The organism is Pseudomonas sp. FR229a (assembly GCF_030209115.1).
Taxonomy (GTDB): domain Bacteria; phylum Pseudomonadota; class Gammaproteobacteria; order Pseudomonadales; family Pseudomonadaceae; genus Aquipseudomonas; species Aquipseudomonas moraviensis_A.
In genome coordinates this window covers 62,464-86,844 of sequence record NZ_JARVSP010000032.1, presented here as the reverse complement: position 1 = coordinate 86,844, position 24,381 = coordinate 62,464, and the positions used below count along the sequence as shown (strand labels likewise).

22 protein-coding genes are annotated in these 24,381 nt (G+C 60.1%); 10 read left to right on the top strand and 12 right to left on the bottom strand.

The window, feature by feature from the left end; all coding sequences use genetic code 11:
• Positions 1-76: 76 nt before the first annotated feature.
• From QRN33_RS23880 to gnd, 3 genes are read right to left on the bottom strand one after another with little or no spacing between them, the layout of a single operon-like run.
• Positions 77-898, bottom strand: a complete 822-nt coding sequence (locus QRN33_RS23880) for an HAD family hydrolase (RefSeq protein ID WP_285410508.1) — start codon at positions 896-898, stop codon at positions 77-79.
• The gene (gene zwf, locus QRN33_RS23875; RefSeq protein ID WP_285410506.1) at positions 895-2,418 is read right to left on the bottom strand and encodes a glucose-6-phosphate dehydrogenase; all 1,524 of its coding nucleotides are present in this window, start codon (positions 2,416-2,418) and stop codon (positions 895-897) included. The genes QRN33_RS23880 and zwf overlap by 4 nt, the downstream gene beginning before the upstream one ends.
• The gene (gene gnd / locus QRN33_RS23870) at positions 2,415-3,395 is read right to left on the bottom strand and encodes a phosphogluconate dehydrogenase (NAD(+)-dependent, decarboxylating) (protein WP_285410503.1); all 981 of its coding nucleotides are present in this window, start codon (positions 3,393-3,395) and stop codon (positions 2,415-2,417) included. Before gnd ends, zwf begins: the two co-directional genes overlap by 4 nt.
• A gap of 275 nt (positions 3,396-3,670) precedes the next feature.
• Between gnd and QRN33_RS23865 the strand changes: the two genes are divergently transcribed.
• The 3 genes from QRN33_RS23865 to QRN33_RS23855 all read left to right on the top strand — a co-directional run bounded on the left by QRN33_RS23865 (position 3,671) and on the right by QRN33_RS23855 (position 6,271).
• The gene (locus QRN33_RS23865) at positions 3,671-3,853 is read left to right on the top strand and encodes a DUF6026 family protein (RefSeq protein ID WP_042609898.1); all 183 of its coding nucleotides are present in this window, start codon (positions 3,671-3,673) and stop codon (positions 3,851-3,853) included.
• A gap of 210 nt (positions 3,854-4,063) precedes the next feature.
• Complete coding sequence (locus QRN33_RS23860; RefSeq protein WP_083352753.1) at positions 4,064-5,812, top strand: phosphoethanolamine transferase CptA; 1,749 nt, start codon at positions 4,064-4,066, stop codon at positions 5,810-5,812.
• Between the two features lie 249 nt (positions 5,813-6,061).
• Entirely contained in the window at positions 6,062-6,271 is a 210-nt protein-coding gene (locus QRN33_RS23855; protein ID WP_252874599.1) for a hypothetical protein, read from the top strand.
• Positions 6,272-6,644: 373 nt separating this feature from the next.
• On the opposite strand, the gene QRN33_RS23850 is transcribed toward QRN33_RS23855, so the two are convergent.
• Positions 6,645-7,226 (bottom strand): DinB family protein, encoded by a 582-nt coding sequence (locus QRN33_RS23850; protein WP_285410499.1) that lies wholly within the window; start codon positions 7,224-7,226, stop codon positions 6,645-6,647.
• Positions 7,227-7,243: 17 nt separating this feature from the next.
• Positions 7,244-8,362, bottom strand: a complete 1,119-nt coding sequence (zapE, locus tag QRN33_RS23845) for a cell division protein ZapE (protein ID WP_285410497.1) — start codon at positions 8,360-8,362, stop codon at positions 7,244-7,246.
• 265 nt (positions 8,363-8,627) lie between these two features.
• On the opposite strand from zapE, the gene QRN33_RS23840 reads away from it, so the two are divergent.
• Complete coding sequence (locus QRN33_RS23840) at positions 8,628-10,094, top strand: nucleobase:cation symporter-2 family protein (RefSeq protein ID WP_285410496.1); 1,467 nt, start codon at positions 8,628-8,630, stop codon at positions 10,092-10,094.
• A 65-nt stretch (positions 10,095-10,159) separates the two neighbouring features.
• Positions 10,160-10,633: an LEA/WHy family protein gene (locus QRN33_RS23835; RefSeq protein WP_065617297.1), complete on the top strand. Its 474-nt coding sequence runs from the start codon at positions 10,160-10,162 to the stop codon at positions 10,631-10,633.
• 132 nt (positions 10,634-10,765) lie between these two features.
• Here QRN33_RS23835 and QRN33_RS23830 read toward each other — a convergent pair whose 3' ends face one another.
• Positions 10,766-11,689, bottom strand: coding sequence for a carbon-nitrogen hydrolase family protein (locus QRN33_RS23830; protein ID WP_285410493.1), 924 nt, complete (start codon positions 11,687-11,689; stop codon positions 10,766-10,768).
• An 84-nt stretch (positions 11,690-11,773) separates the two neighbouring features.
• Here QRN33_RS23830 and QRN33_RS23825 point away from each other — a divergent pair, with 84 nt between their 5' ends.
• Positions 11,774-12,688: a LysR family transcriptional regulator gene (locus tag QRN33_RS23825; RefSeq protein WP_285410492.1), complete on the top strand. Its 915-nt coding sequence runs from the start codon at positions 11,774-11,776 to the stop codon at positions 12,686-12,688.
• A 6-nt stretch (positions 12,689-12,694) separates the two neighbouring features.
• Here the strand turns inward: QRN33_RS23825 and QRN33_RS23820 are convergent, their stop codons facing one another.
• Positions 12,695-12,949, bottom strand: a complete 255-nt coding sequence (locus QRN33_RS23820) for a hypothetical protein (RefSeq protein WP_003224595.1) — start codon at positions 12,947-12,949, stop codon at positions 12,695-12,697.
• 154 nt (positions 12,950-13,103) lie between these two features.
• Between QRN33_RS23820 and QRN33_RS23815 the strand changes: the two genes are divergently transcribed.
• Positions 13,104-13,421: an ElaB/YgaM/YqjD family protein gene (locus tag QRN33_RS23815; RefSeq protein ID WP_042609889.1), complete on the top strand. Its 318-nt coding sequence runs from the start codon at positions 13,104-13,106 to the stop codon at positions 13,419-13,421.
• Positions 13,422-13,481: 60 nt separating this feature from the next.
• Here the strand turns inward: QRN33_RS23815 and QRN33_RS23810 are convergent, their stop codons facing one another.
• Positions 13,482-14,510: an Ldh family oxidoreductase gene (locus QRN33_RS23810; protein ID WP_285410491.1), complete on the bottom strand. Its 1,029-nt coding sequence runs from the start codon at positions 14,508-14,510 to the stop codon at positions 13,482-13,484.
• Between the two features lie 153 nt (positions 14,511-14,663).
• Positions 14,664-15,497, bottom strand: coding sequence for a hypothetical protein (locus QRN33_RS23805; protein ID WP_285410490.1), 834 nt, complete (start codon positions 15,495-15,497; stop codon positions 14,664-14,666).
• A gap of 75 nt (positions 15,498-15,572) precedes the next feature.
• On the opposite strand from QRN33_RS23805, the gene QRN33_RS23800 reads away from it, so the two are divergent.
• Entirely contained in the window at positions 15,573-19,601 is a 4,029-nt protein-coding gene (locus QRN33_RS23800) for a dermonecrotic toxin domain-containing protein (protein WP_285410489.1), read from the top strand.
• Between the two features lie 59 nt (positions 19,602-19,660).
• On the opposite strand, the gene QRN33_RS23795 is transcribed toward QRN33_RS23800, so the two are convergent.
• Positions 19,661-19,930, bottom strand: coding sequence for a PepSY domain-containing protein (locus QRN33_RS23795; RefSeq protein WP_083352748.1), 270 nt, complete (start codon positions 19,928-19,930; stop codon positions 19,661-19,663).
• Between the two features lie 153 nt (positions 19,931-20,083).
• Between QRN33_RS23795 and QRN33_RS23790 the strand changes: the two genes are divergently transcribed.
• Positions 20,084-21,085, top strand: coding sequence for a FecR family protein (locus QRN33_RS23790; RefSeq protein WP_285410486.1), 1,002 nt, complete (start codon positions 20,084-20,086; stop codon positions 21,083-21,085).
• A 53-nt stretch (positions 21,086-21,138) separates the two neighbouring features.
• Here the strand turns inward: QRN33_RS23790 and pvdQ are convergent, their stop codons facing one another.
• A complete protein-coding gene (pvdQ, locus tag QRN33_RS23785; protein ID WP_285410484.1) occupies positions 21,139-23,484 on the bottom strand; it encodes a bifunctional acylase PvdQ in 2,346 nt (781 codons plus the stop codon).
• 243 nt (positions 23,485-23,727) lie between these two features.
• Between pvdQ and QRN33_RS23780 the strand changes: the two genes are divergently transcribed.
• Positions 23,728-24,105, top strand: coding sequence for a fe2+ zn2+ uptake regulation protein (locus QRN33_RS23780; protein ID WP_039760510.1), 378 nt, complete (start codon positions 23,728-23,730; stop codon positions 24,103-24,105).
• A gap of 18 nt (positions 24,106-24,123) precedes the next feature.
• Here the strand turns inward: QRN33_RS23780 and QRN33_RS23775 are convergent, their stop codons facing one another.
• Entirely contained in the window at positions 24,124-24,312 is a 189-nt protein-coding gene (locus QRN33_RS23775; protein WP_016770563.1) for a hypothetical protein, read from the bottom strand.
• Between the last annotated feature and the right edge of the window lie 69 nt (positions 24,313-24,381).

Below are 24,381 nucleotides of genomic sequence, written 5' to 3'. Positions count from 1 at the left end.
TGTGTCAGCCACCATTTCGTTTGCTGATACGCCGCCATCGCGAGCAGGCTCACTCCTACAGTTTTTTCTGTGTGAATCAGTGCGGGAGAATGTACTTTTCGATCGCCTGCGCCACGCCATCTTCGGTATTGGGCGCGGTGACGACGTCGGCCTGGCGCTTGACCGCCTCTTCCGCCTGCCCCATGGCAATCGACAACCCGGCGCATTTGAACATCGCCGGGTCGTTGCCGCCGTCGCCGATGACCGCCGTTTGCTCCAGCGGCACGCCGAGGTATTCGGCAATCGCCGTCAGCGCGGTGCCCTTGTTGGCCTCCAGCGCGGTGACGTCGAGATACACCGGTTGCGAGCGCGACACCTGGGCCATGCCGTTGACCTTCGGCAACAGCTGCGCCTCCAGTTCGATCAACAACTGAGTGTTATTGCTGGTGGCGACGATCTTGTCGATCCGCTGCAGATACGGTTCAAAACTCTCCACCACCACTGGTGGATAGCCGAGACCACTCTGTTCACGCGGGACCATCGGCCCGTGCGGGTCCTTGAGCAGCCAGTCGCCGCCGCTGAACACCCAGATTTCCACGTCCGGCTGATCGGCAAACAGTGCCAGTGCGATCAGCGCCGTGGTCGCCGGCAAATAATGCGCGGCCAACAGCGTGCCGTCCGGTTTGACTATGGTGCCGCCATTGAATGCCGCTGTCGGCAGATCAACGCCCAGCGCTTCGATCTGCTGCAGCATGGCTTTCGGCGGACGCCCGCTGGCGAGGCTGAACAGCACGCCGGCCTCGCGCAATGAGCGCACGGCGGCAATGGTGCGTTGGCTCAGCGTGTGATCCGGCAGCAACAAGGTGCCGTCCATGTCGCTGAGCAGAAAACTGATGGGTTGTTTCGTCAAGTCACTCATCCCAGACCATGCCAGACGCGGCCATCGCGAGTCAGGAGATCTTTCGCTGCTTGCGGGCCATCGTCGCCGGCCGCATACAACTCGACGCTGGCGTCCTGCTGCCAGGCATCAAGGAATGGCTGCACGGCTCTCCAACCGTTCTCGATGTTGTCGGCGCGCTGGAACAGCGTCTGATCGCCGGTCAGGCAGTCGTAGATCAAGGTTTCATAACCGGTCGAAGGCTGCATCTCGAAGAAATCCTTGTACGCGAACCCCAGCTCGATATTGGCCATGTTCAACGCCGGCCCCGGCCGTTTGGCCAGCAGGTCGAACCACATGCCTTCATTCGGCTGGATCTGGATGCGCAGGTAGGTCGGCTGCAACTCGTCGACTTCGGTGTCGCGGAACTGCGCATACGGCGCCGGTTTGAAGCAGATGACAATCTCGGTGTCGCGCACGCTCATGCGCTTGCCGGTGCGCAGGTAGAACGGCACGCCCACCCAACGCCAGTTGTCGATCATCACCTTCAGCGCCACGTAGGTTTCGGTGCTGCTGTCGGGCGAGACGTTGGCTTCCTGGCGATAACCGTTCAACGGCTTGCCGTCGCGCTCGCCCGCCGTGTATTGGCCACGTACCGAGTTGGCTCGCGCCTCGTCGGTGGTCCAGGGACGAATCGCCCCTACTACCTTGGCCTTCTCACCCCGCACCGCATCGGCGCCGAACGCAGCTGGCGGTTCCATGGCCACCATGGCGAGCAACTGGAACAGATGATTGGGCACCATGTCGCGCAACGCGCCGGTGTGTTCGTAAAAACTGCCACGGGTTTCGACGCCGACGGTTTCCGCCGCCGTGATTTGCACGTGGTCGATGTAATGGTTGTTCCAGAACGCTTCGAACAGGCTGTTGGAGAACCGGCTGACAAGAATGTTCTGCACGGTTTCCTTGCCCAGGTAATGGTCGATCCGGTAGATCTGCTTCTCGCTCATGACCTTGAGCAGGCACGCGTTCAAGGCTTCGGCGGTCTGCAGATCGGAGCCGAACGGCTTCTCGATCACCACCCTTCTGAACGCTTCGGGAGTTTCTTCAAGCAAACCGGCGCTGCCGAGACGGCGCACCACTTCACTGAAGAAACGCGGCGCGGTGGCCAGGTAGAACACCGCATTGCCGGTGCCGCTGTCGGCGATTTTCGCCGCCAGGGCTGAATAAGTGCTGTCGTCCAGGAAGTCGCCCTGGACGTAGCTGATACCTTTGGCGAGCTTGGCCCACAAGGCCGGATCAAGCATCTGATCGCCGTTGCCGACCTTCGCCGCCACTTCGGTGCGGATGAAGTCTTCGAGCTTCTGCGCGAAGGCTTCATCGGTAATGGCGTTGTGGTCAACGCCAACGATCCGCAGATTGTCGTCGAGCAGGCCGTCGCGACTTAGGTTGTACAGCGCCGGCATCAGCAAGCGCTTGACCAGGTCGCCGTGGGCACCGAACAAAAACAGCGTGGTCGGTGGTGCGGGTTCTGCCTTGGATTTTCTGCGGATCGTACGGGTCATTTTTTCGCTGTCTCCACGTGGCCGCCGAAGCCGAAGCGTTGTGCCGACAGGATCTTGTCACCGAAGGTGCCCTGCCCGCGCGAGCGGTAACGGGAGAACAGCGAGTTGGACAGCACCGGCACCGGCACCGCTTGCTCCATCGCCGCCTCGATGGTCCATTGGCCTTCGCCGCTGTCGGCTACCGAGCCGGAGAAGCCGTCGAGCTTCGGATCGCTGGCCAGCGCATCGGCGGTCAGGTCGAGCAGCCACGAAGAAACCACGCTGCCACGACGCCAGACTTCCGCGATATCGGCCACGTTCAGGTCGAAACGCTGATCTTCCGGCAAACGTTCGCTGGATTTGGTCTTGAGAATGTCGAAGCCTTCGGCGAACGCGGCCATCATGCCGTACTCGATGCCGTTGTGAATCATCTTCACGAAGTGCCCGGCACCGGCAGGACCGGCATGGATGTAGCCGTGCTCGGCGCGGTGGTCATCGGACTTGCGATCCTTGGTGCGCGGGATGTCGCCCATGCCCGGCGCCAGTGCGGCAAACAGCGGGTCAAGGCGCTGCACGGTTTCGGCGTCGCCGCCGATCATCATGCAATACCCGCGTTCCAGGCCCCAGACGCCGCCGGAGGTACCGACGTCGATGTAGTGCAGGCCTTTCTCGTTGAGGGTCTTGGCCCGACGAATGTCATCCTTATAGTTGGTGTTGCCGCCGTCGATGATGGTATCGCCGGGTTCGAGCAGTTCTCTCAGGGTGTTGATGGTGTCTTCGGTCGGCGCGCCGGCCGGCAACATGACCCAGACAGCGCGTGGCTTGTCGAGGCCGGCGACCAGGGCCGGCAAGTCGGCGACGCCGGTGGAGCCCTCGGCGACCAGGTTATCGATGAAAGCGGTATTGCGGTCGTAAACAACGGTGGTGTGCCCGTTGAGCATCAGACGTCGCGCAATATTGCCGCCCATGCGGCCCAGTCCAATAATCCCGAGTTGCATGTGCTGATGCTCCTTACTACAAATAAATGTGTGTCATTGGTTATAGCCCAACGCGACTGATGGAGGTTAGTCCAGAGCGTTGCGATGAAGTTTCCGGGCATTGTGCCCGATCCAGAGTGATAACGCCCCGAATCCTGCCGAAGACACACCGACCATGAAAAATAAAAAAGTTCCCTTCTTGGGCAAAAGAAATCAAAATTGGCGCCGATAGTAAGTCAAGCGCCTCGGAACGAGGAGTGACTTACAGTTGATGCACGCCATTTGCGAGGTGAGCAATGGGCACAGTACACACAGCAATGCCGCCACAAACCCTCTACGTTACGATCCGTCGCGACGAATTGCGCGAGTTGAAAGACGAGCGCGACCTGTTGAAGCACGAATTGGCGCAATTGCGCGCATTGACCCAAGGCTCGCAGCCGCAACCACGCCCGGTTGTGCAGCGCGCGCGCCACGCCTGACCCCCGCCTGCTTCGGGAACGGCGCCCGTCGTTCCCGACACGCTGCACCTCTGACCGCTTGATGCCAGATAAAAGCGGCGCTTAACAAATCTTTCACATTGCCTTGGGGATACTCCGCCCCATTCTGGCCGTACCTGCGCGTACGGCCTCTGTTCGTCGGTGTCATGGAAGCTTTCCGGCGTGGGTTTGATGATTGAGCTGGAGCGCTGAATGGCATTGTTCAAACGCAGCAAAACGACTGCGACCGGTTTCGACTGGGCCGGATTCATCTGGCTGTTCGTTTTCTTCTGGTACTTCTCGGGTATCACCCAACTGCTGATCCAGCTGACCGGCACATCCGGCTTCACCGGATTCCGTCAGGCCTTCGTGATGAGCGCGCTGTGGCTGGCGCCGATGTTGCTGTTCCCCAGACAGACTCGCCTGCTCGCGGCGATCATCGGCGTGGTGCTGTGGGCCTGCTCGATGGCCAGCCTCGGTTACTTCTTCATCTATCAGCAGGAATTCTCGCAGAGCGTCATCTTCATCATGTTCGAGTCGAACGTGTCGGAAGCCGGCGAGTACATGACGCAGTATTTCGCCTGGTGGATGATCCCGGCGTTCCTCGCCCATACCGCCTTCGCTTACTTTTTGTGGACGCGCCTGCGCCCGGTGTACATGCCACGTGGTCGCGCGCTGGTAGCGGCGACGGCAATCGTCATCGCCGTGGTCGGCTACCCGCTGGTCAAGCAAACCCTGCGCATGGGCACCTTCGCCCAAGGCTTCGAGAAATTCGAAACCCGCATCGAGCCAGCGGTGCCATGGCAGATGGCCGTGGCGTATCACCGCTATCAGGAAACCCTCGCCGACATGCAGGGCATGCTCGACAGCGCGAGCCAGATCCCGCCGCTGAAAAACCTCAAGGACGCCTCGGCCGGGCAGCCGGCGACCCTGGTGCTGGTCATCGGTGAATCGACCAACCGTCAGCGCATGAGCCTCTACGGTTATCCGCGCAGCACCACGCCGGAACTGGACAAGCTCAAGGATCAACTGGCGATCTTCGACAACGTGATCACCCCGCGTCCCTACACCATCGAAGCGTTGCAGCAGGTGCTGACCTTCGCCGATGAGCAGAATCCGGATCTGTACCTGTCGACGCCATCGCTGGTCAGCGTGATGAAACAGGCGGGTTACAAGACCTTCTGGATCACCAACCAGCAGACCATGACCAAGCGCAACACCATGCTCACGACCTTCTCCGAACAGGCCGACGAACAGGTGTACCTGAACAACAACCGCAACCAGAACGCCGCGCAGTACGATGGCGACGTCATCGAGCCGTTCAACAAGGCGCTGGCCGATGCGGCGCCCCGCAAGCTGATCGTCGTGCACCTGCTCGGCACGCACATGAGCTACCAGTACCGCTATCCGCCAACCTTCGACAAGTTTCACGATCGCCAGGGCGTACCCGCCGGCGTGCGTGACGATCAACTGCCGACCTACAACAGCTACGACAACGCCGTGCTGTACAACGATTTCGTGGTGTCGAGCCTGATCAAGGATTACGCCAAATCCGATCCGAACGGCTTCTTGCTGTACCTCTCCGACCACGGCGAAGACGTCTTCGACTCGGCTGGCCACAGCACCCTGGGCCGCAACGAAAACAAACCGACCGCGCCGATGTACACCATCCCGTTCATGGCCTGGGCCTCGCCGAAGTGGAAGGAAAACCATGACTGGAACTTCGCCGGCGACCTCAGCCGCCCGTACAGCAGCTCGCAGTTCATCCACACCTGGGCCGATCTGGCCGGGTTAAGCTCGGATGAACTGGATCGCAGCAAGAGCCTGGTCAGCGACAGCTTCGTGCCGCGCAAGCTGTTGATTGGCGATCCGTACCAGACGGCGAAACGCGCGTTGATTGACTTCAGTTTGATGAAGCCGAAGAAACCCGAAACGACTATCGCGGACGCGGTGGAGCGGTAACATCGCGTCGGGATATGCAGGTATGTGAGTCATTGAACAGCTCCCGGCCTGACCCCTTGAAAAGCTCTGTATCGAAAGATGCAGGGCTTTTTTTGTTCATGGGCCCGGAGTCTGTCAGCTATCACCCCGCAACACGCTGCAAAACCTTCACTGAACGAGCGTTAACCCCGCGTTAATTCAGGCCTCCCAGACTCTCTTCCGAGATCTGCTTCATGGACGAACGGCTCCACTTGTTCAGTAGGAGGCACCATGAAAATCACTACCGCAATGCTTGCCGGGCTGTTTGCCCTGGGTTCTGCCAGCGTCTTCGCCGAAGGCGGCGCTGAGCGCATGCGTTATTACTACGACAATTTCCCGGTCCAGCACGCTCAGAGCGAGCAGAAGAGCGACACCAATGCGAAAGAAATTCGCGTGCCTGCTGACCAGACGGCGCAGGTGACCGAGGCTTATCGCGACTGAGTTTTACCGAGCAACCGATGGACCTTCCGTGGCTCCGCTCTGGCCCGGGAGATGACAGTTGAGGCGCCCTGCCTGGGGCGCCTTTTTTTATGGTCAGGCGGATATGTGTCCGGCTCGTGATCAGCGGTGAATTCGCCCCTCACCCCAGCCCTCTCCCCGAGGGAGAGGGAGCTGATTCGCGTGCAATTCAAATCCTGAATTCAACCCCAATGGTTCAGGTCGGCGTATTTCGTAAATTCGACTCGGTCAGTCCCCTCTGCCTCTGGGAGGGTTAGGGTGAGGGGCTTTTCAGGCTTGCAAAGCCTTTATCCAGAACCTGCACAGGGTTATTTGTAGGAGCTGACGAGTGCAACGAGGCTGCGATCTCTTGCGGTCAGTGGCCCCAGATCAACTCTTCAGTCCAGCCCAGTTCGGCAAAATCTTCGGCACGCAGTGCACGCTCGCCGACACAGAAGAACTCATCCAGTTGCGGGGGCTTGACCGTCGTGCCGCTGAGCATCGCATGCACCTGCCCGCGATGGTGGAGCTGGTGTTCGAACAGGTGCGAAAGCATGCGCAAGCGGCTGTCGTGTTGCGGTGTTTCGCGGGCGATGGTGACGATTCGCGGCAGATCGGCATCGCGCAGTTGTTCGCAATAAGCGATCAGCCGACGGTCGACTCGAGCCTGTTCTTCACGCAGCGCGGTGGCGTCGGTAAGCGGCTCGTTTTCGTTGAAGAACACGTAGCAATCCGGGTGCGGCTCGTCACCACGCAATTCGCGCTCCAGCGCGTCGACGTAGAACCAGTCGCAAGTGAGGATGTGGTTGAGGGTCATGCGGATGCCGGGAAAGAAGCTCACTCTTGGCGCAGCCAGGTCCGCCGCGTCGAGCTGGCTCCAGGCCTTGGCCAGGCGATGATTGGCCCAGGCGTTCTGGTAGGCCATGGTCAGCAAATGATGGGACAGCGGTTGGCTCATGTTGGCGCCCTCTTCGTTCAAGCTTCGGCGTAACGCTGCAACTGCATCTCCTGCAAGCGGCTGAGGGTGCGACGGAACGGGAATTCCAGATAGCCCTCGGTGTACAGCGCGTCCATCGGCACGCTGGCCTCGACGTACAGCGGCACTTTGCGGTCGTAGCATTCGTCGACCAGCGCGATAAAACGCCGTACGCCGTCGTCATGCACCGACAACTGTGGCAGCTCGCGGTCGCCGGCCACCACACGTTGCGCGCCATCTTCGGTGCCGCGCGCGATGCGCCCCTCACGTTTCTGCGCGCTCAGATTCGGCACTTCGCTCAACAGAATAGCCCGGTAGCGATCACACAGCGCGATGAAGTCCATGGCGGCGAAAGGTTGTTCGCACAGATCACGGTAACGGCACCACAGCACGGATTCGCTGGCCTGCACCACGTTCAGCATGCGATGACCCACGGCGACAGGCTCATCACTGCAGATTTCACTGGAAACCAGTGATTTGAACACACCATCCAGCGCACTCGGCGAATCGGTTGCGCTGACAAAATAGCGCTGTTCGATCGCCCCCGGATGCAGGCGATGATCCTCGGCGCCATTCACCGCCACCACCTGCATATGCGCTTTGATCGCCGTAATCGCAGGGGCGAAGCGATCGCGGTTGAAGCCGTCGGCGTACAGATCATCCGGCGGCAGATTGGACGTGCAAACGATCACCACGCCTTCGTCGAACATCACCTGAAAAAGTCGCCCGAGAATGATCGCGTCGCCGATGTCATTGACGAACAGTTCATCGAAACACAGCACGCGCACTTCGCCAGCCAGTTCTTTGGCCAGGGCGCGCAGCGGATCGGCGATGCCGCTCAGTTGAAACGACCGCTGATGCACCCAGCCCATGAAGTGATGAAAGTGCTGACGCCGGGCCGGCACGCGCAGGGTCTGATAGAACTGATCCATCAGCCAGGTCTTGCCGCGCCCGACCGGCCCCCACAGGTACACGCCACTGACCGAACGGGCACCGGCGCGCAAGGCTTCGTGGCATTTGTGCAAGGCCCAGACCGCGTGTTCCTGGGCTTCATCCTGGATGAAACCCTTGTGATCAACGGCGTGTTGCCAGGCACTGAGGGGGGAGTCGAAAGTCATGCGCGGGAGTATGCCATGGGCGGTTTTCCATTGCTGGTCGAGGCACGTGAATGATCCGCATGTGGGAGCGAGCCTGCTCGCGAAGGCGTCGTGTCAGCCGATACAAATATTCACTGATACACCGCTTTCGCGAGCAGGCTCGCTCCCACAGAGCAGTAAAACCTGACCTTTCAGGCAGTTATTGCTCGTTGCCCTCGCCGTCCGCTTGCGGCATTCTGCGCACCCATTTTCTGACCCGGCCCCGCCTCGCGGCGCGCACCTGACCATGACCGCCTCCGATAAAGCCCCGCGCAACAACGACCTGATCTACGGCCTAAACGACCGTCCGCACCTGACCGCCACCGTGTTCGCCGCGCTGCAACACGTACTGGCGAGCTTCGTCGGCATCATCACCCCGACCCTGATCATGGGCGGCGCCCTCGGTCTGCACAGTGAAATCCCTTACCTCATCAGCATGGCGCTGTTCGTTTCCGGGCTCGGCACTTTCGTCCAGGCCAAGCGATTCGGCCCGGTCGGTTCGGGTCTGCTGTGTCTGCAAGGCACCAGTTTTTCCTTTATCAGTGTGATTCTCAGCGCCGGGTTCATGGTCAAGGCGCGCGGTGGCGGCACTGATGAAATCCTGTCGACGATCTTCGGTGTGTGCTTTTTCGCCGCGTTCATCGAAGTGGTACTCAGCCAGTTCATCGGCAAGCTGCGCATGCTGATCACTCCGGTGGTGACCGGCACGATCATCACCCTGATGGGCCTGTCGCTGATCAAAGTGGCAATGACTGATATCGCCGGCGGTTTCGGCGCGCCGGATCTGGGCGCGGCCAGCCATATCTTTCTCGCAGCGTTGGTGATCGGCACTATCGTCGTCCTGAACCGGGTCGACTTGCCCTTTCTGCGCCTGGGCGCGATCGTCATCGGCCTGACCCTTGGCTACGTCGTGGCCTGGCTGATGGGCACGGTGGATTTCGCTGCGATGCCCGAAGTGCCGCTGGTCAGCGTGCCGGTGCCGTTCAAGTACGGTTTCAACTTCGATTGGGTAGCGTTCGTGCCGGTGGCGGTGATTTTCCTGGTATCTCCGCTGGAGGCGGCCGGCGACCTGACCGCCAACTCGATGATCTCGCGGCAACCGGTCAAAGGCCCGTTGTACATCCGCCGGATCAAATCCGGCCTGCTCGCCGACGGCCTCAACTCGGCCATGGCGGCGGTGTTCAACAGCATGCCGATGGTGACCTTCGCGCAGAACAACGGCGTGATCCAGTTGACTGGTGTGGCCAGCCGGTACGTGGCGTTTTTCATCGCCGGCCTGCTGGTGTTGCTCGGCTTGTTCCCGATGATCGGCGCGGTGCTGCAACTGATGCCGAAACCGGTGCTCGGCGGCGCTGAGCTGGTGATGTTCGGCACCGTCGCCGTGGCCGGGATCAAGATCCTCGCCGAGGCCGGCCTGCATCGACGCAATATGTTGATCGTGGCGATTTCGCTGGGCATGGGCCTCGGCATCGCCGCCGTACCGGAAGTGCTGCGCGAGCTGCCGCAAGCGCTGCGCAACATCTTCGAATCGCCGATCACCGTCGGCGCCTTGTGCGCTATTGTGCTGAACATCTTTCTGCCGGAAGAATTCATTGAGCTGGAAGAAGATGATTTCGACCCGGAAGCTTCGATTCTGCAGGTCATGGAAAACCCCGACGTCGCCGCCAAAGCTGAACCCGGTCAACCGGCGGCTGTCGCACAATTGAACCGCTGACGTCGAGCCTTGAAAAAAAGGGCTGCACCGGCAACGGTTCAGCCCTTTTTTGTCGAGAGATTTTTATGCGCCGCGTCCACGCCGTCATCCTGTCGCTCCTGCTGCTGTCGCTCAGTGCCTGCGCGCTGTTTCCTCACCGCGATCCGGTGAACATCAACGTGGTCGGCCTCGAACCGTTGCCGAGCCAGGAACTGGAAGTGCGCTTTGCCATCAAGCTGCGGGTGCAAAATCCCAATGAGACGGCGATCGACTACAACGGCATCGCCTTGGATCTGGAGGTCAATGGTCATTCGCTGGCTTCCGGTGTGAGCGATCAGAGCGGTTCGATCCCGCGTTTCTCTGAAGCGATTGTCACGGTGCCGGTCAGCGTCTCGGCGTTCTCGTTCCTGCGCCAGACCCTCGGCCTGAGCCAGACGCAAAGCCTCGATAACTTGCCCTACGTGTTGCGCGGCAAACTGGCCGGCGGGGTGTTTGGCACGATGCGCTTTACCGACAGCGGCAAGTTGAGTCTACCCAAGGCGCGTGCGGCGACCTGGTAATCAGCCGCAATACATAACCCTTGTAGGAGTGTGCCTGCTCGCGATAGCGGTCTGTCAGATAAACATGCATTGCCTGACACACCGCTATCGCGAGCAGGCTCACTCCTACAAGGGATTTTTGCCAGTCCGGGGTTATGTGTTGAACCGCACCCCCGGCTTCGCGCGCTCGTCAACGTTCAACTCGAACACATCCGGCCGCGCATAGTGGCCCACCACGTCGTAGTCATACCGCGCACGGATCAGTTCATCGGTATCGATTTCAGCCGTGAGCAATCCTGCCTCGCCACGCAACGGTCCTGCCAGCACATCGCCCATCGGCCCGACGATCACGCTGCCGCCGGCGATCAACGGCCGATCATTCGGCCAGTTGGCAATCTCGACGCCCAACTCATTCGGCGAGGCCTGCACCTGACAAGCGCTGACCACAAAGCAACGGCCTTCGTGGGCGATGTGGCGCATGCTGACCTGCCACATCTCGCGCTCGTCCACGGTAGGTGCGCACCAGACTTCGACGCCTTTGGCATACATCGCCGTGCGCAGCAGCGGCATCATGTTTTCCCAGCACACCACCGCGCCGAGCTTGCCGACCTGGGTGTCGAACACCGGCAAGGTCGAGCCATCACCCTTGCCCCAGATCAGCCGCTCGGTGCCGGTGGGCATGAGTTTGCGGTGCTTGCCGATCAACCCTGCCTGCGGGTCGAAATACAGCACCGTGCAATATAGAGTGCTGCCGGCGCGCTCGATGACACCGATCACCAGATTGGCCCCGGTGCGCGCCGACAATCCGGCCAGCGCCTCGGTTTCGGCACCGGGCACATCGATGGCGTTGGCAAAATAACGTGCGAAGGCCTCACGCCCTTCAGGTAAGCGATAGCCCAGTTGCGTGCCGAAACCCTCGCCTTTCGGATAGCCCCCGAGCAGGGCTTCGGGCATCACCACCAGCGCCGCGCCGGATTCGATGATCGCGTTCTCCCAATCAAGGATTTGTTCGAGGGTTTCGCCTTTGCCACCGGGCAAGGCGCCGATCTGCAGCGCGGCAACAATCGATCTGGGCATGCTGTTTACTCCATCAGGTTCAGGTGTTGCCGATTCTCCAGCGTCAGACGATCATGAATAAAGCCCTTCCTGCTGCTGAATGATATGAGCCAAATGAATATCGCCCACATCGACCTCAACCTGCTGAAAGTCTTTGAAGCGCTGCACGAAGAATCCAGCGCCAGCCGCGCCGCCCTGCGCCTTGGCGTCACGCAATCGGCGGTAAGTGCCGCGCTGCGCCGCTTGCGCGAGGTCTATGGCGATCAGTTGTTCGTGCGCACCGGACGCGGTCTGGCGCCAACCCTGCAGGCCAACCAGCTGAAACCGGTGATCAGCGATGCGCTGAACAAATGCCGACAGAGCCTGGCCATGCTCGATCCGGCGGCCAATCACTATGACGGGCGCTCGGTGGCGATCGGTCTGTCAGATGATTTTGAAATTGCCTACGGGCGCCGCTTGATCGAGGAAATCGCTGGTCGCGCGCCGAAACTGCGGCTGATCTTTCGCCAGACCCACAGCCAGATCGTCGCCCGTGCGTTGATGGAACGCAGCATTGACCTGGCAATCACTGCCGGCGGGTTTGCCGAGCGTCTGCTCAGTCGTCAGGTATTGGCGGAAGGTGGCTACGCGTGCCTGGTCGATCCCGACAGTCTCGCGCCGGGCCAGCAGCAGATCGATTTGCAGGAGTTCGTCGCCCGCGAGCACATCCTGGTGTCATCGGGTGGCTTTATCGGCATCACTGATGAAGGCTTGGCGGCCGTGGGATTGAGCCGCCGGGTCTGCGCCTCGACCACGCATTTTGCCGCGCTGCCCTTTCTGCTCAAGGGCAGTCAGGCGGTGGCGACGATTCCGGCTCACGCCGCGGCGAGCATCGCGGGACTGAGCGGGCTGGCATTGCTGCCCTGCCCCTTGGCCTTGCCGCGCTATCCGATCGAACTGGGCTGGCGCACCAGCACGCAGATCGATCCGGTGCTGGTCAAGGTTCGCGAGGCAATTGCCGCGACGTTCGGCCAGGCGTGACGCGGTTTACTTGTTCGCCGCCATCAGCCGATTGACTTCGCTGCGCACCATGTTGGCAAACTCCGGCGGCGACATGCCGTCCAGTTCGGCGCGAACCCACTCGGCCCATTTGCCCTTGCGCTTGGAGCGCTCGCCAAACAGACGCGCGGCTTCGCCTTTGGCTTTGCCCAGATTGTTCTGCCAGAGTTCGAACAGACGGGATTTCTCATCTTCCAGCGCTGCGCGCTCTGCGAGGGATTTGTCGGCCAGATTGAAACTCATGGGGATTTATCCTGCTGCGTAAAATGGCGACATCTTACACGCTCGGCGGAAACCTCCGGTGCAGGTTTTTCCCTTCGGTACGAATGACATGCAACTTTTCGTCGACCGCTACACTCCATTGGTCACTGTCCATTCAACTGCAAGGAGTCACCCAATGGCCCGTAAAACCGCCTCGCAAGCTGCCGAAGAGCAAATCAAGGATCAAGCTTTCAGCGAGCTTCAGGCTCTGATCGAAGAATCGGACAAACTGCTCAAGAGCAGCGCTTCACTGGTCGGCGAAGAAGCGGAAACGCTGCGTGCCCAGATCGCCCAGAAACTGCAGCAGGCGCTGGACTCGGTATCCAGCGTGCGCGACCGCACCAAACCCGCCGTTGAAGCTACCGAAAACTACATCGGCGGCCACCCATGGCAGACCGTGGCGATCTCCGCCGGTTTCGGCCTGGTGGTGGGCCTGCTGCTCGGTCGTCGCTGAGTACAAGCGCCACAAAAAAGCGAACCTTACGGTTCGCTTTTTTTATGTCTGCGGGTAAATTCACTCCCCCGCCAATTCCCGCAACTGCGCCAATGTCTGCTCATCCAGGGCAATCCCTTCCAGCCTCGACCGACTGCGCTGCCAATGCCGCCGATCCCCCGGCAGCCGCTTGAGCCCGACCCCGTGCATCTGTCGCACCAGTTCCTCGCTGCGCTGGGCAAAACTCTGCCCCGCGGCTTTGCTCGGATCAATCACAATCAATAACTGCCCCGTCCACGGAGTCTTCGCGCCGGGATGGTTGGACCAGTCGAACTCGAAGGAAAAATTGCCACCGGTCAACGCCGCTGCCAGCAACTCGACCATCATCGACAGCGCCGACCCCTTGTGCCCGCCAAACGGCAGCAATGCGCCGCCTTCGAGAATCGCCCGGGGATCCTGCGTGGGCTGACCCAAGCTGTCGACGCCCATCCCGGCCGGGAGTTTTTCGCCTTTGCGCGCAGCGATCTGCACGTCGCCATGGGCGATGGCACTGGTGGCCAGGTCGAAAACGATCGGTGCGGCATTGGCTCGTGGCGCGGCAAAGGCGATCGGATTGGTGCCGAACAGCGGCCGGTCGGCACCATGCGGGACAACGCAGGTCATGCTGTTGACCACGCTCAGCGCCACCAGACCTTCGTCGGCGAACGGCTCGACATCCGGCCACAACGCGGCGAAGTGATGCGAGTTACGAATCGCCAACACTGCAATCCCGGCGTGACGCGCCTTTTCCACCAGCAATGCTCGCGCAGCGGCCAGCGCGGGCTGGGCAAAACCATTGCCGGCGTCGACCCGGACAAAACCGGGCGCGACGTCTTCGACCTGCGGCACTGCGTGGCCATTGACCCAGCCGCTTTTCAGGGTCGAGACGTAGCCGGGCATGCGGAATACACCATGACTATGGGCGCCATCGCGCTCGGCGCCGGCACAGTTGGCCGCCAGTACCCGGGCGACTTCGCTGGAAGTGCCGTGGCGCAGGAAAATCGCTTCAAGCAGTTGCGTGAGTGCTTCGAGGGATAACGTGGGCGAGCCCTGATCGTGTAGCGCAGACATCTGAAGCTCCAGAATGATTATTGGAGGGAACAACAGCGTACGGTCGATTTGCCCACCGATTAACCCCGCCGGAGCCGTCGGCTGTCAACCCTTTGATCGCTCGGCGATCACTGGCTGAGCCGACTGCATCTTTTGATCCGGCGTGTGCGGTAACTATCTACCGCACCTGCTCCGGCTCACAGACCTACTGTTGAGTCCCTGCCCGATGGCGCCGCGTTCAGAGCACCGATGATGTCCAGTTCTACTGCTCCACTGCTGTTTCCCGAGATTCTGAAGTCCGCCGGCCTGCAGGCCGACCTGGCCGCACGCCACGGCCTCAACAGCAAGGATTTCGACTGGCTCGCACACGTACAACTGGCGAGCCACGCCCTGCGTAGCGCACAAACCCCGCCCATGCTCGCCGAACGGATTTTGCTCAACGCCGACAAGCAAGTGCCCGTGCCATTGGCCGGCAGTTTCGTGCTCGGCGCCGGTCCTGACGACAACGGCATGTTTCTGTACACGCCCTACGACGGATTGAAAAAATACAGCGATGACCAAGCGCTTACGCAGGCGTTGCAGGCACGACTGAACAGTGCAGACGAGCAAGATGATCTGTTGGCTTTTCTCAGTGTTTCGCTGCGCAAGGAGCTGGTGGAGAAACGCGGCATTACCGTCACCCGACAAACCATCGACGGTGATGTCTTCGAGGATCAGCAAACAGCGATCACCCATTCGCAACAAGCCTGCGCACGCGACTTGCTCGACGAACTGAAACGCCTGCCTGCGCTTAATGCCCTGCTGGAAAAAATCCTCGGTGAACTGCTCCAGCCGCACTTCGGCGATTTGCCCCAGTCGAGCACCCGCGTGGCTTTTTACGCCGCTACAAAACCCTCCTCCACCGATGCTGGCAGGCACTGGGTCGATTCGCGCTCGCTGATTGAAGCGCTGCTGCTGCATTTTCGCCGTCAGCAATGGCCCCACGGTCAGACCGTCGAGTTTTCCCACCCCGCCCGCCTGCCCGGCACTGATGATCAATCCGCGTGGGCAACCGCTATCACCTCGGCTTCGAGCAAACTGATCATGCTGTTGTTCCGTCAGCTCGAGGGCTACTGGAATGCCGCGTCATTCGAGGGCTCGCCCAGGCGCACCTTCTTCAGCCAGACGCTACAGGACCAGGCGCGCGCCGATCTGATGATCAAGCGCGAAACACAAATCCTCTCCGCCGGCGAGTTCGACGCGCTGCACAGTCTGGTACGTGAGCCGTCCGTGGTGGTACGCCGGCCAACGTTCGAAACCGTGTGCCTGAGCGAACAGACAGCGTCTGTCGAACTGGCTGGCTCGTTGATGATCAATCATGACAAGGCCTATCTCTATACACCCAGCCAGGGCCTGCAGGTACTCACGAACTACGCCGACCTCAAACAGACGCTCACCGCGAAACTGCAGGCTGCCGGGCACGAAGACGAACTGTACGGACTGATGAGTCTGGAAGAGCGCAATCGCTACCTGGGTTTCGCTAACGTCCAGGTGTCCGGGGAAAACATCAGCGGTGAGATCATGCCGACGCTGTTCGAGGCAATCCTTACCAAACAACGTCAGAACATTGAGTTCGTCCTGCAGCGCTATCGCCAGAGCGAACGCACCACAGACGTTCATGCACTCTTCGACAAGGCGCTGGATATCCGCTCGATGATCCATGAGCGGTTGCTCGATCTCGACGTCAATGAGCGCTGGAGTACCCGGCCGTTGTTCACCAGCGCGCCGCCATCCTCGCTTGTGCAGGCCGACAAGGCGGCACAATTGGCGACAAGTCTGGGCCGAACGCTGGATAGTCTGACCAGCCACTTCAAAGACCAGCCGACCGCGAACGGCGCCGAACAGCGCACTTTTCTCGAAGGCATTCTCTGGAAGCTCGCGCAGGCGTTCGAAGATGGCTTGCGCGGTGAGGCGTTCGTGCGAAGTGTCAGCGGATCATGGCGGGAGGCGGAACGAAAAATCGTCGATACGGTGTTCAATGCCCGGCATCCGACACGCAGCGATCGCCAGTCACTCAACGGTTTTCGCCCGGATGCCTGGTCGCTAACGCTCGATTGTGCCGAGTCCACCGCTACGCTGCCGCTCGCTTACTGCGTGCTGCTGACCGAACGCGGCGGCATGGACGTCGAGCACTCGGGGCGCGCGATCCTGTGGACACCGGCCATGGGCCTGGAATTGTTCGCCGATATGGGGGTTGCGCAAAAACAGTTGCAACAACGCTTGGACGACAACAATCAGAGCCATACGCTGCTGGAGAATCTGCCAACAGCGCAGCATCGACTGGATCAGCAATACACGCTCGGCAGCTTCCGATTGATTGAGGGCCGTGTGTCCAACGACCGCATGCAGTCGGGCATCGAAGACTTCCTCGCTGAATGCGAAATGCTACGCGCCTGTATCAAGGACCCGGACACATTGGCGGCCTTTCTTGACCGGATGAAGAACGCTGTCATCGATACCAATCTGCGCCGCGCCGTCGATCTTGCACGTACCCTTTCCCGGCATCTGGACTATCCCGACTGGTTGCGCATGGCCTCGGCGACGGAGCAGCGCACACAACTCGCCCTGCTGGATGAACTGCGGCACGCCTTTATCGATGGAAAGGATTTTCTCGATGAGGTCCCGACCCTGGCCAGTTATATCGAGCAAACCCTGAAAAGCCTGCTCGACGCCAGATTCCCGGGCAACGGGCTCAAGCCAAAGGATATCCAGATCACTCCGAACCTGACGCTGGCCGGCCCGGCCTGCGACCTTCTGGAGTTCGCCCTGCATCACTACAACGTTGTGCAGGACAGCGGTTTCAAAGTGACCTCGAACATAGCCACCGCATTACCGAAAGATTTCGCCCAGACCGCCGTACGGCAATTACTGCAATCGCTCGACGTCGCTACAACCTACACGGCAAAAGTGACCCAGGCGCTGTCCGGTGACAGCACGGCTGCACGCATCAGCAAGAAGCGGTTTTTACGCCAGTTGCCCTGGCAATTGATGCAGCACGCCCACTCGATGAAGTTGCAGCAACAACTGTCGGACACCGGCTACGACTACATTTGTCAGATACTCGACATGCCGGACGGGATAGCGCGGGCCATGGTCGTGGATGCTCACGCCATCGCCTGCCCGCTGTCGTTGATCAAGACCGCGGGCGCTGGTGGCGTCGACACGCTCGGCCTGTACGTCTTCGGACCGGGCGCTGGGCAGACAGGCCCGCGGGTGCTCTATGCGCCTTACTCCCGATGCGTATTTCGCGAGTTCGAGAACGAAGCGCAACTGATCGAAGCAGTGAATACGCCCGGGCATTTCCAGGACCTGATCATCCGGCGTCTGCCGGACGGGCAGCAGGCCATTTTCAGGAATCTGCTGAAAACGACGATCGGCAAACCCAGCGAGATCACCCTTCAAAGCACGCCCATAAACGGCAATGTGCTTGATCGGTTGCACAAGGACACCCTCAACCTTCTGCCACAACTGCTCAGCAGCCAGCCACAGATCAATGCCCAAGCGGATTGGGAAGCAGCCAGGTTTCTCTTCAGTCACGGCGTCCGGCTGGTACCGCACTTGTTGCCGGGGAAACTGGCCTCTTTGCTGTTCCTCTGGAAAAGCTATCAGGACTTCAAGGCGTCCGCCGAAGACCTCCAGGATCACCATTGGGCCAACGGCCTGAAAAACTTCATCGAGGGTGCCATTTCGCTGTTCAGTCTGGGACGCTTGTCATGGGAGACCGAGGCGCAGACAGCCACCAGCGAATTTGCCGCTGAGGCGCAGACATCTGCGCAGACAGATAGCACCGTAAAGGTTGCCTCGCGCTGGGCAAAAGCACCGCCCGCCTCGCCCTCCCGCGTTGCCTTGCAGCCCTTTGAAACCAGCAAGGCGCTGAACGACCTCAAGCTTGAGAACAATCGGCTGGTTTATCGGGACTCCGCCACAACTGACCAATACGTGGCGATTGCCGGCAAGGTCTATCCAGTCGTTCAGGCCGAAAAAACATGGTTCCTGCGCAAAGAAGATCGCAGCCAAGGGCCGGCACTGGCAGAGAAGAATTCAAGGCTGGTGATTGCACAGGCCGGCCAGACCGTGCAGCGCTGTCGCAGGAAGGGGCCGGCCGAACTGCAAAAGCAAGTCGAGGATAGCCGCTCGATCACCATGTACATCCAGGCCAAAGGGATGGCGCAGATCAACCGTCGCTCACCTGCCAGGGCCTTTGTGATACAGCAAGCGGTCACCCGGGCAAGAACCTATGCGCTCAATTGTCTGCATAACTTTGTCATCCATCGCGACAACCTGGGGGGTACACGGGTGGAGAAGGTGCTCAGGAACATTCTCGATGTGCCTCACATCACGCCCGCGCTGCAGAGGAAATTCGAAAAGGTGATCATCCCGCTGTGCCGTGAGCTGACGGATCCCGAGGATGATCTGCTTTACACAGAGCGCTTCTTCGCCGGCCTGAACCAGCGCTACGGCGACGATACGGTTGCTTTCGTTTTCAAACAGGACCGCAAGAAGATCGTCCACTTCACCGAACATTTCTTCAATCCGGCGCTGGATGTCTACACGGCCTTCCTGCCTCCAAGATTCAATGTGGACTCGCACGCACGTGCGGTCACCCTGATCCATGAACTTTCGCATCTGGTCTGCGATAGCGAGGATCTGGTCTCCCTTGACGCGATGGCCCCCTTTCCCGGCCTCATCGATACCACCACTGCGGACGGACAGCTGCTCAAGGATGATCTGGATAGCCGCCGTCAATCGCTCTCGCGCGCTACGCCTTCTGCACAATTGTTCGCGAGTAAAGACGAGACGGGCGCCTGGGTGGGCATGGATAAGATAACGTCGCAAGCCGATGACTACGAAAAAATTCTCAGCCTGACCAAAACCAGGAATCTTGCAGACGCGCGTAAAGCGTTCCGCAATCCGGTGTCTGACGAAGCACGCGTTGACGTGATACTCGCCAACGCTGACTCGATCGCGTTGCTCATCAGCGAATTGGGCCAGAAACTCGATCCGCTTCCGGCTCCCATCCCGTTGCCGGCGTCGACTGCAACCGTGTCGAAAACCGCGCAACCCGAGAGGTGAACAAAAAAAATGCGCTGGCTCGACACCAGCGCACTTCTGTATCAGCCAACAGTGAAGGCTTAGTCCTTCTGATCACGCAGGATATTGCCCGAGGCGCCATCGATGCGGAATTCATAAACAACGCCGTCGGCCTTGCGCCCTTCACCTTCCCAGTAACCGTCGTTGTCGGCGCTGATCTCATAGATTTCGACATAACCAGCCTTGGTCTTGGCGGTGTCGATGGCTTTTTCGATGGTGATCCAGCCTGCGCCTGGCCTGTCCGCCAGAGCGGCACCGGCGCTGAGCAAACCGGCAGTGGCAATCAGGGCTGCGAATGTCTTTTTGATCATTTTTTCACTCCATTTATGGATAGTAGGCAGTTGCTTCCTGTTTTTTTGGGCGTCACAGGGAAAAATAAGTTCCACGTTGATGGGTAAATGCCATGACGGATGTTCTCGGCAACCCGCCGGCGAGGTTAGAATGCGCTAAATCAGGACGAGTCAATGACCCAAGACACTCTCTCGGAAGCCGAATACGATGCGATCACCGATGCCGCCGCGCATTGGTGCATGCGTCTGCACGCCGCTGACTGCACGGACGAGGAGCGTCGCGCGTTTGAAGCCTGGCACGATGCGCATCCGCTGCATGCCTTCGAATACGAAGCCATGCAGGAAATCTGGGAAGTGGCCGGGGACCTGCCTCGAACCGAGCCTGAGGCACTCGCGGCGCAACGCAAGCCTTCGCGTTCGTGGCGCAAGTTCGCGGTGATTGTCGGCGCCTGTGCCGTCGCCCTGCCGCTCGCGGCTTACAGCGGCTGGAGTCTGGGCTGGCTGCCCGACAGTTATCAGCATTACACCGCCACCGACCGCGTCCGGCAGGTCACCTTGGGTGATGGCAGCCAGCTGGAACTCAACCTCAACACCGAACTGACCTTCAGCAATTACAAACATGAACGCCGCGTGACCCTGAACAAGGGCGAGGCGTTTTTTAACGTCAGTCACGACACCGCGCATCCGTTCGTGGTGCGTGCCGGCGAAGGCAGGATTCGCGTGACCGGTACCCGATTCAACGTGTGGATGTATGAAGATCAGGTTCGGGTAAACCTGGTCGAAGGTTCGGTGCTGGTCAGCAGCAACCGCGATCTACCGGGAGACGGCCTGCGCCTGGCGCCATCGATGCAGGCACGCTACCGACATGGCGATTACGCGCCGCAAATCAGCCAGACCTACCCTGGCGACACTTCGCTGGCGTGGCGCAGCGGCCGGCTGGTGCTCGATAACCTTGCCCTTCACGACGCCCTGCCGTTGATCAATCGTTACCTCGACAAGCCCTTGATGCTCGCCGACACCAGCACCGGCGCGATTCGCGTGGGCGGCGTCTACAACATCAATGAGATGAACAACCTGGCGAACAGCCTGCCGAAAGTGCTGCCGGTCTACCTGACCCGCAACAAGGAAGGCAACCCGGTGATCAACTCGATGCCGCAACGCCCGCCGAAAAGCTGAAGGCCGCGTCCCTTGCGGGAGGCGGCCTTCGTTTGTTGCGGGCGATCACTGCTTTAGTGCGCGGCCACCTTCCCTGCCTGATCCTGTGCCTCTTGAATGGTCTGCACCTGATATTGCGGATCTGCCTGGATCTGCTGTTCGGTGAAGGGCAGGACACTCCATTGTTTCTTCGAAAACGCTTCGGTTTGATCGCGCGAATACTTCGACGCCGGATCACTGGAGAGTGAAAATGCCAGCAGCCCTTGGGCATGCGGGCCTTTTTCATCGAAGCTCACCACTTGCAGGTAGCTGGTGCCGCTGACCACCTCAAGTTTTCCGTCCTCCCGGGGCACGCTTTGCATCGCGTTGTAGATACCCAGCGTACCCGGCCCGCCATGGATGGGCGTTTGCTGACCGCCGCTGCTGACCACCTGAATGTCGCCCCAGCGTGCGTCTGCTTTCAGACCCATCTTGCCGGTCAACTCGAGCGACGCCAGCATCGCTTCGCGTAGCGCTTTGGCAACTGCAGGCTGCTCGACCGCCAGACCACGCGGGGTGTTTTGCGCATCTGCGGGGTTGAACGCCACGCGCCAGATGTCCGGCGATTCAAGCAGCGCCTGCATGATGTTCTGAAAGTGCACCAGACCGAGGCCGGAATCCAGATTGGCGCGACCATCCCAAGCCTTGAGGCTGGCGCACGCCGATTTCAGTGTCGCGGCGTCGCTACCCAGATCGGTTGCGCAGAACTTCAGCAGGTCGGGCATGACCTGCGCGGCCAGATAGACCTGATCGTCCATGACCATGTGCTGCAGATCCTTGATCGCCAACGGGCCTTTTTTGCTCAGCTCAGCCAAACGATCAAGTGCGAATCGCGAGCGCAGGCCCAGTGGTTGTGCGTCCTGGCTGATCAGCGGCGAATAGCCGGTGAGCGGTTGCGCCGGGTTGGCCAGCCATGCGGAATCGTTGGAGTGCTGAACGAAATCCTTGCGCAGCAGTTGCGGTAACTGGCTGGAAGCGAATATGCCCTTCTGCGCCGCTTGCGGATCGACATCCCAGGCACAGCCGCTATGGGAGCCGTCCAGAACAATCATGCGCAGGCCGAGGCGCGGGTCGCTGCACTTGGCGAGTTTTTCCGCGCTGACATTCGGCACCACCGACAGGTTCATGTACAGCGTCTGGCCCTTGTCATCGACCGCCAGAGTGTTGACCCAGGGAATGCCCTGGATCTTGTGCACTGCGTCTTGCAGATCCTTGATGTTGCTGGCCTGGTTCATCGCATACCACTGTTTGAGCACGCGATCGTTATCAAGGTTCGCATCGCGCAAGCTGTAGGCGTATTGCTTGTCCCAATCGAGCTTGCCCGGCCACTGCACGATCGGCCCGAACTGCGAGCTGTAGATGTCGCGCGCCACCGGTACGACCTGACCGTCAGCCTGCTTGACCTGCACGGTGACCGTTTGTTTGCTCAGTGGCAGCGACTTGCCGTCCAGAAGGTAACGTGTCGAATCCTTCGGATCGAGTTGCAGACGATAGAGCGTGAAGTGTTTCGACGAATCGACCGTGTGGGTCCAGGCCAGATGCTGGTTGAAGCCGATATTGATCATCGGCAGACCCGGCAAAGCGGCGCCCATGACATCGAGTTTGCCGGGGATGGTCAGGTGCATCTGGTAGAAACGCATGCCGCCGACCCACGGAAAATGCGGATTGGCCAGCAACATGCCACGGCCGTTGAACGAGCGCTCGCTGCCGACCGCCACGGCGTTACTGCCACGATCGAGAGCGAAACGCTGCTGACGTGCGTCGGCCAGCTGAAATGCCTGGGTTTCGTGCTTCACCTGCGCGGTTGCTTGCGGCGGCGTCGCGCCAGCAAGGGCTTCGGCGAACTGGCCAACTCCCCCTTCCACCAGCAAGCGCCGTGTCAGCTTGACCAGATCGTCGGTACTGATGTCGCGTACCCATTCCCCTTGGCATTGCTGCGGCAACCCTTGCTGACGGCGTTCAGCCAGAGAGCGGTTGTACCCGGCGGCATAACCCTCGACCAGATCGCGCACCTCGGCCGGTTGCGCCTGCCAGAACGAATGGACGGCTTCAGGGCTGTTCAGCCAGGTAAAAAACACGTCGCTGACGCGGTTTTGCCGTTGTTCGACGGTGAACTGCTCCGCGCCGAAATAACGGGAGCGCTGACCATTGACGGTCACGATCTCGTTGGCCAGCAGACACAGATTGTCCTGGGCATAGGCGTAGCCGATGCCGAACCCCAGACCGCGTTCGTTTTCGGCGCGAATGTGCGGCACGCCAAAACTGGTGCGGCGAATGTCCGCGCGGGTGTCTGCAGCCGGACTCAGTGCATGGGCCGACAGGCTCAGTCCGAATAAGGTGCCGGCGAGGGCCAGCCCGGTGAGTTGCCTGGAAATAATCACGCTCGCTCCTGCTCGAAAGGTCGATTGCCCCTGCGTCCACGCGCAATGAGCCTGTCGAAGAAACGAAGCTGAGGAAAAAAATTTAGCGGGCAATCCATCGGGGCAAGGCCGGCATCACAAGGCCAGGACGAATTAGCGACGAAATTTCTACATCTTTTCTTTCATGATTTGTCGTGCTGAAACGTCTTGTTTAGAGAGCGCAACAAAACCTTTCCCGATCTGGCTCTGAAAAGGAGTAATCGCATGTACAACTCGCAACTACCATCGGACGGTAGCCAGACGCCACAGGGCGTTTCCATGAGTTCGCACACCGGCAATTTCACCCAGCGCGGCGAGCGTCCGGGCAATGAGCGTATTCGCGTTCTGCTGAAGAGTTTCGGCCTGCGCACCAGCCTGATTCGCCTGAAAGTCATCGACGCCCTGCTGGTGGCGGCACAGAGCGATCGGCGTTTGGGCGTGCGCGGTGTGCATAGCCAGTTGCTCGATCTGGACGTGCCGTTGTCGTTTCTGAGCGTGCGCGAAGTGCTTAAACGCTTGTGCGCCGAAGGCGTGATCACCTTCAACGCCGACAAGAGTTACAGCCTGCACCCACAGGCTGCAGCGGTCCTCAACCACGATTGAGGCCCTGGCTGTTCGCCGTCAGGGCTTGACCTTACGGCGCATCACGCCATTGATCACCACCACAACCACGGCCACACCGATCGCCACGTACTGGAAGGTCTTCTCGGTGATCATGCCGGCGTTTTGCAGCCAGGACAGGCCCAGCATGATCGCCAGTACGGACAGAGCGATCAGAATCGAATAAATCAAGCGTTGCTTCTGGGTCATTGCGGTTTCCTGAAACGTTGGAATGTCTGCGCTTGCAAGCCATACGCTTGCCGGATGACGCGAGGTGTC

Excerpts from the sequence above, each read along its gene's own strand:
- QRN33_RS23820 (WP_003224595.1), bottom strand. The coding sequence starts at position 12,949 with ATGAGTTTCAATCTGGCCGACAAATCCCTCGCAGAGCGCGCAGCGCTG.
- QRN33_RS23795 (WP_083352748.1), bottom strand. The coding sequence starts at position 19,930 with ATGATCAAAAAGACATTCGCAGCCCTGATTGCCACTGCCGGTTTGCTC.
- QRN33_RS23825 (WP_285410492.1), top strand. The coding sequence starts at position 11,774 with ATGAGCCAAATGAATATCGCCCACATCGACCTCAACCTGCTGAAAGTC.
- QRN33_RS23830 (WP_285410493.1), bottom strand. The coding sequence starts at position 11,689 with ATGCCCAGATCGATTGTTGCCGCGCTGCAGATCGGCGCCTTGCCCGGT.
- QRN33_RS23810 (WP_285410491.1), bottom strand. The coding sequence starts at position 14,510 with ATGTCTGCGCTACACGATCAGGGCTCGCCCACGTTATCCCTCGAAGCA.
- QRN33_RS23790 (WP_285410486.1), top strand. The coding sequence starts at position 20,084 with ATGACCCAAGACACTCTCTCGGAAGCCGAATACGATGCGATCACCGAT.
- zwf (WP_285410506.1), bottom strand. The coding sequence starts at position 2,418 with ATGACCCGTACGATCCGCAGAAAATCCAAGGCAGAACCCGCACCACCG.
- QRN33_RS23865 (WP_042609898.1), top strand. The coding sequence starts at position 3,671 with ATGGGCACAGTACACACAGCAATGCCGCCACAAACCCTCTACGTTACG.
- QRN33_RS23800 (WP_285410489.1), top strand. The coding sequence starts at position 15,573 with ATGCTGTTGTTCCGTCAGCTCGAGGGCTACTGGAATGCCGCGTCATTC.
- gnd (WP_285410503.1), bottom strand. The coding sequence starts at position 3,395 with ATGCAACTCGGGATTATTGGACTGGGCCGCATGGGCGGCAATATTGCG.
- QRN33_RS23775 (WP_016770563.1), bottom strand. The coding sequence starts at position 24,312 with ATGACCCAGAAGCAACGCTTGATTTATTCGATTCTGATCGCTCTGTCC.
- QRN33_RS23855 (WP_252874599.1), top strand. The coding sequence starts at position 6,062 with ATGAAAATCACTACCGCAATGCTTGCCGGGCTGTTTGCCCTGGGTTCT.
- zapE (WP_285410497.1), bottom strand. The coding sequence starts at position 8,362 with ATGACTTTCGACTCCCCCCTCAGTGCCTGGCAACACGCCGTTGATCAC.
- QRN33_RS23780 (WP_039760510.1), top strand. The coding sequence starts at position 23,728 with ATGTACAACTCGCAACTACCATCGGACGGTAGCCAGACGCCACAGGGC.
- QRN33_RS23850 (WP_285410499.1), bottom strand. The coding sequence starts at position 7,226 with ATGAGCCAACCGCTGTCCCATCATTTGCTGACCATGGCCTACCAGAAC.
- QRN33_RS23815 (WP_042609889.1), top strand. The coding sequence starts at position 13,104 with ATGGCCCGTAAAACCGCCTCGCAAGCTGCCGAAGAGCAAATCAAGGAT.
- QRN33_RS23835 (WP_065617297.1), top strand. The coding sequence starts at position 10,160 with ATGCGCCGCGTCCACGCCGTCATCCTGTCGCTCCTGCTGCTGTCGCTC.
- QRN33_RS23840 (WP_285410496.1), top strand. The coding sequence starts at position 8,628 with ATGACCGCCTCCGATAAAGCCCCGCGCAACAACGACCTGATCTACGGC.
- QRN33_RS23880 (WP_285410508.1), bottom strand. The coding sequence starts at position 898 with ATGAGTGACTTGACGAAACAACCCATCAGTTTTCTGCTCAGCGACATG.
- QRN33_RS23860 (WP_083352753.1), top strand. The coding sequence starts at position 4,064 with ATGGCATTGTTCAAACGCAGCAAAACGACTGCGACCGGTTTCGACTGG.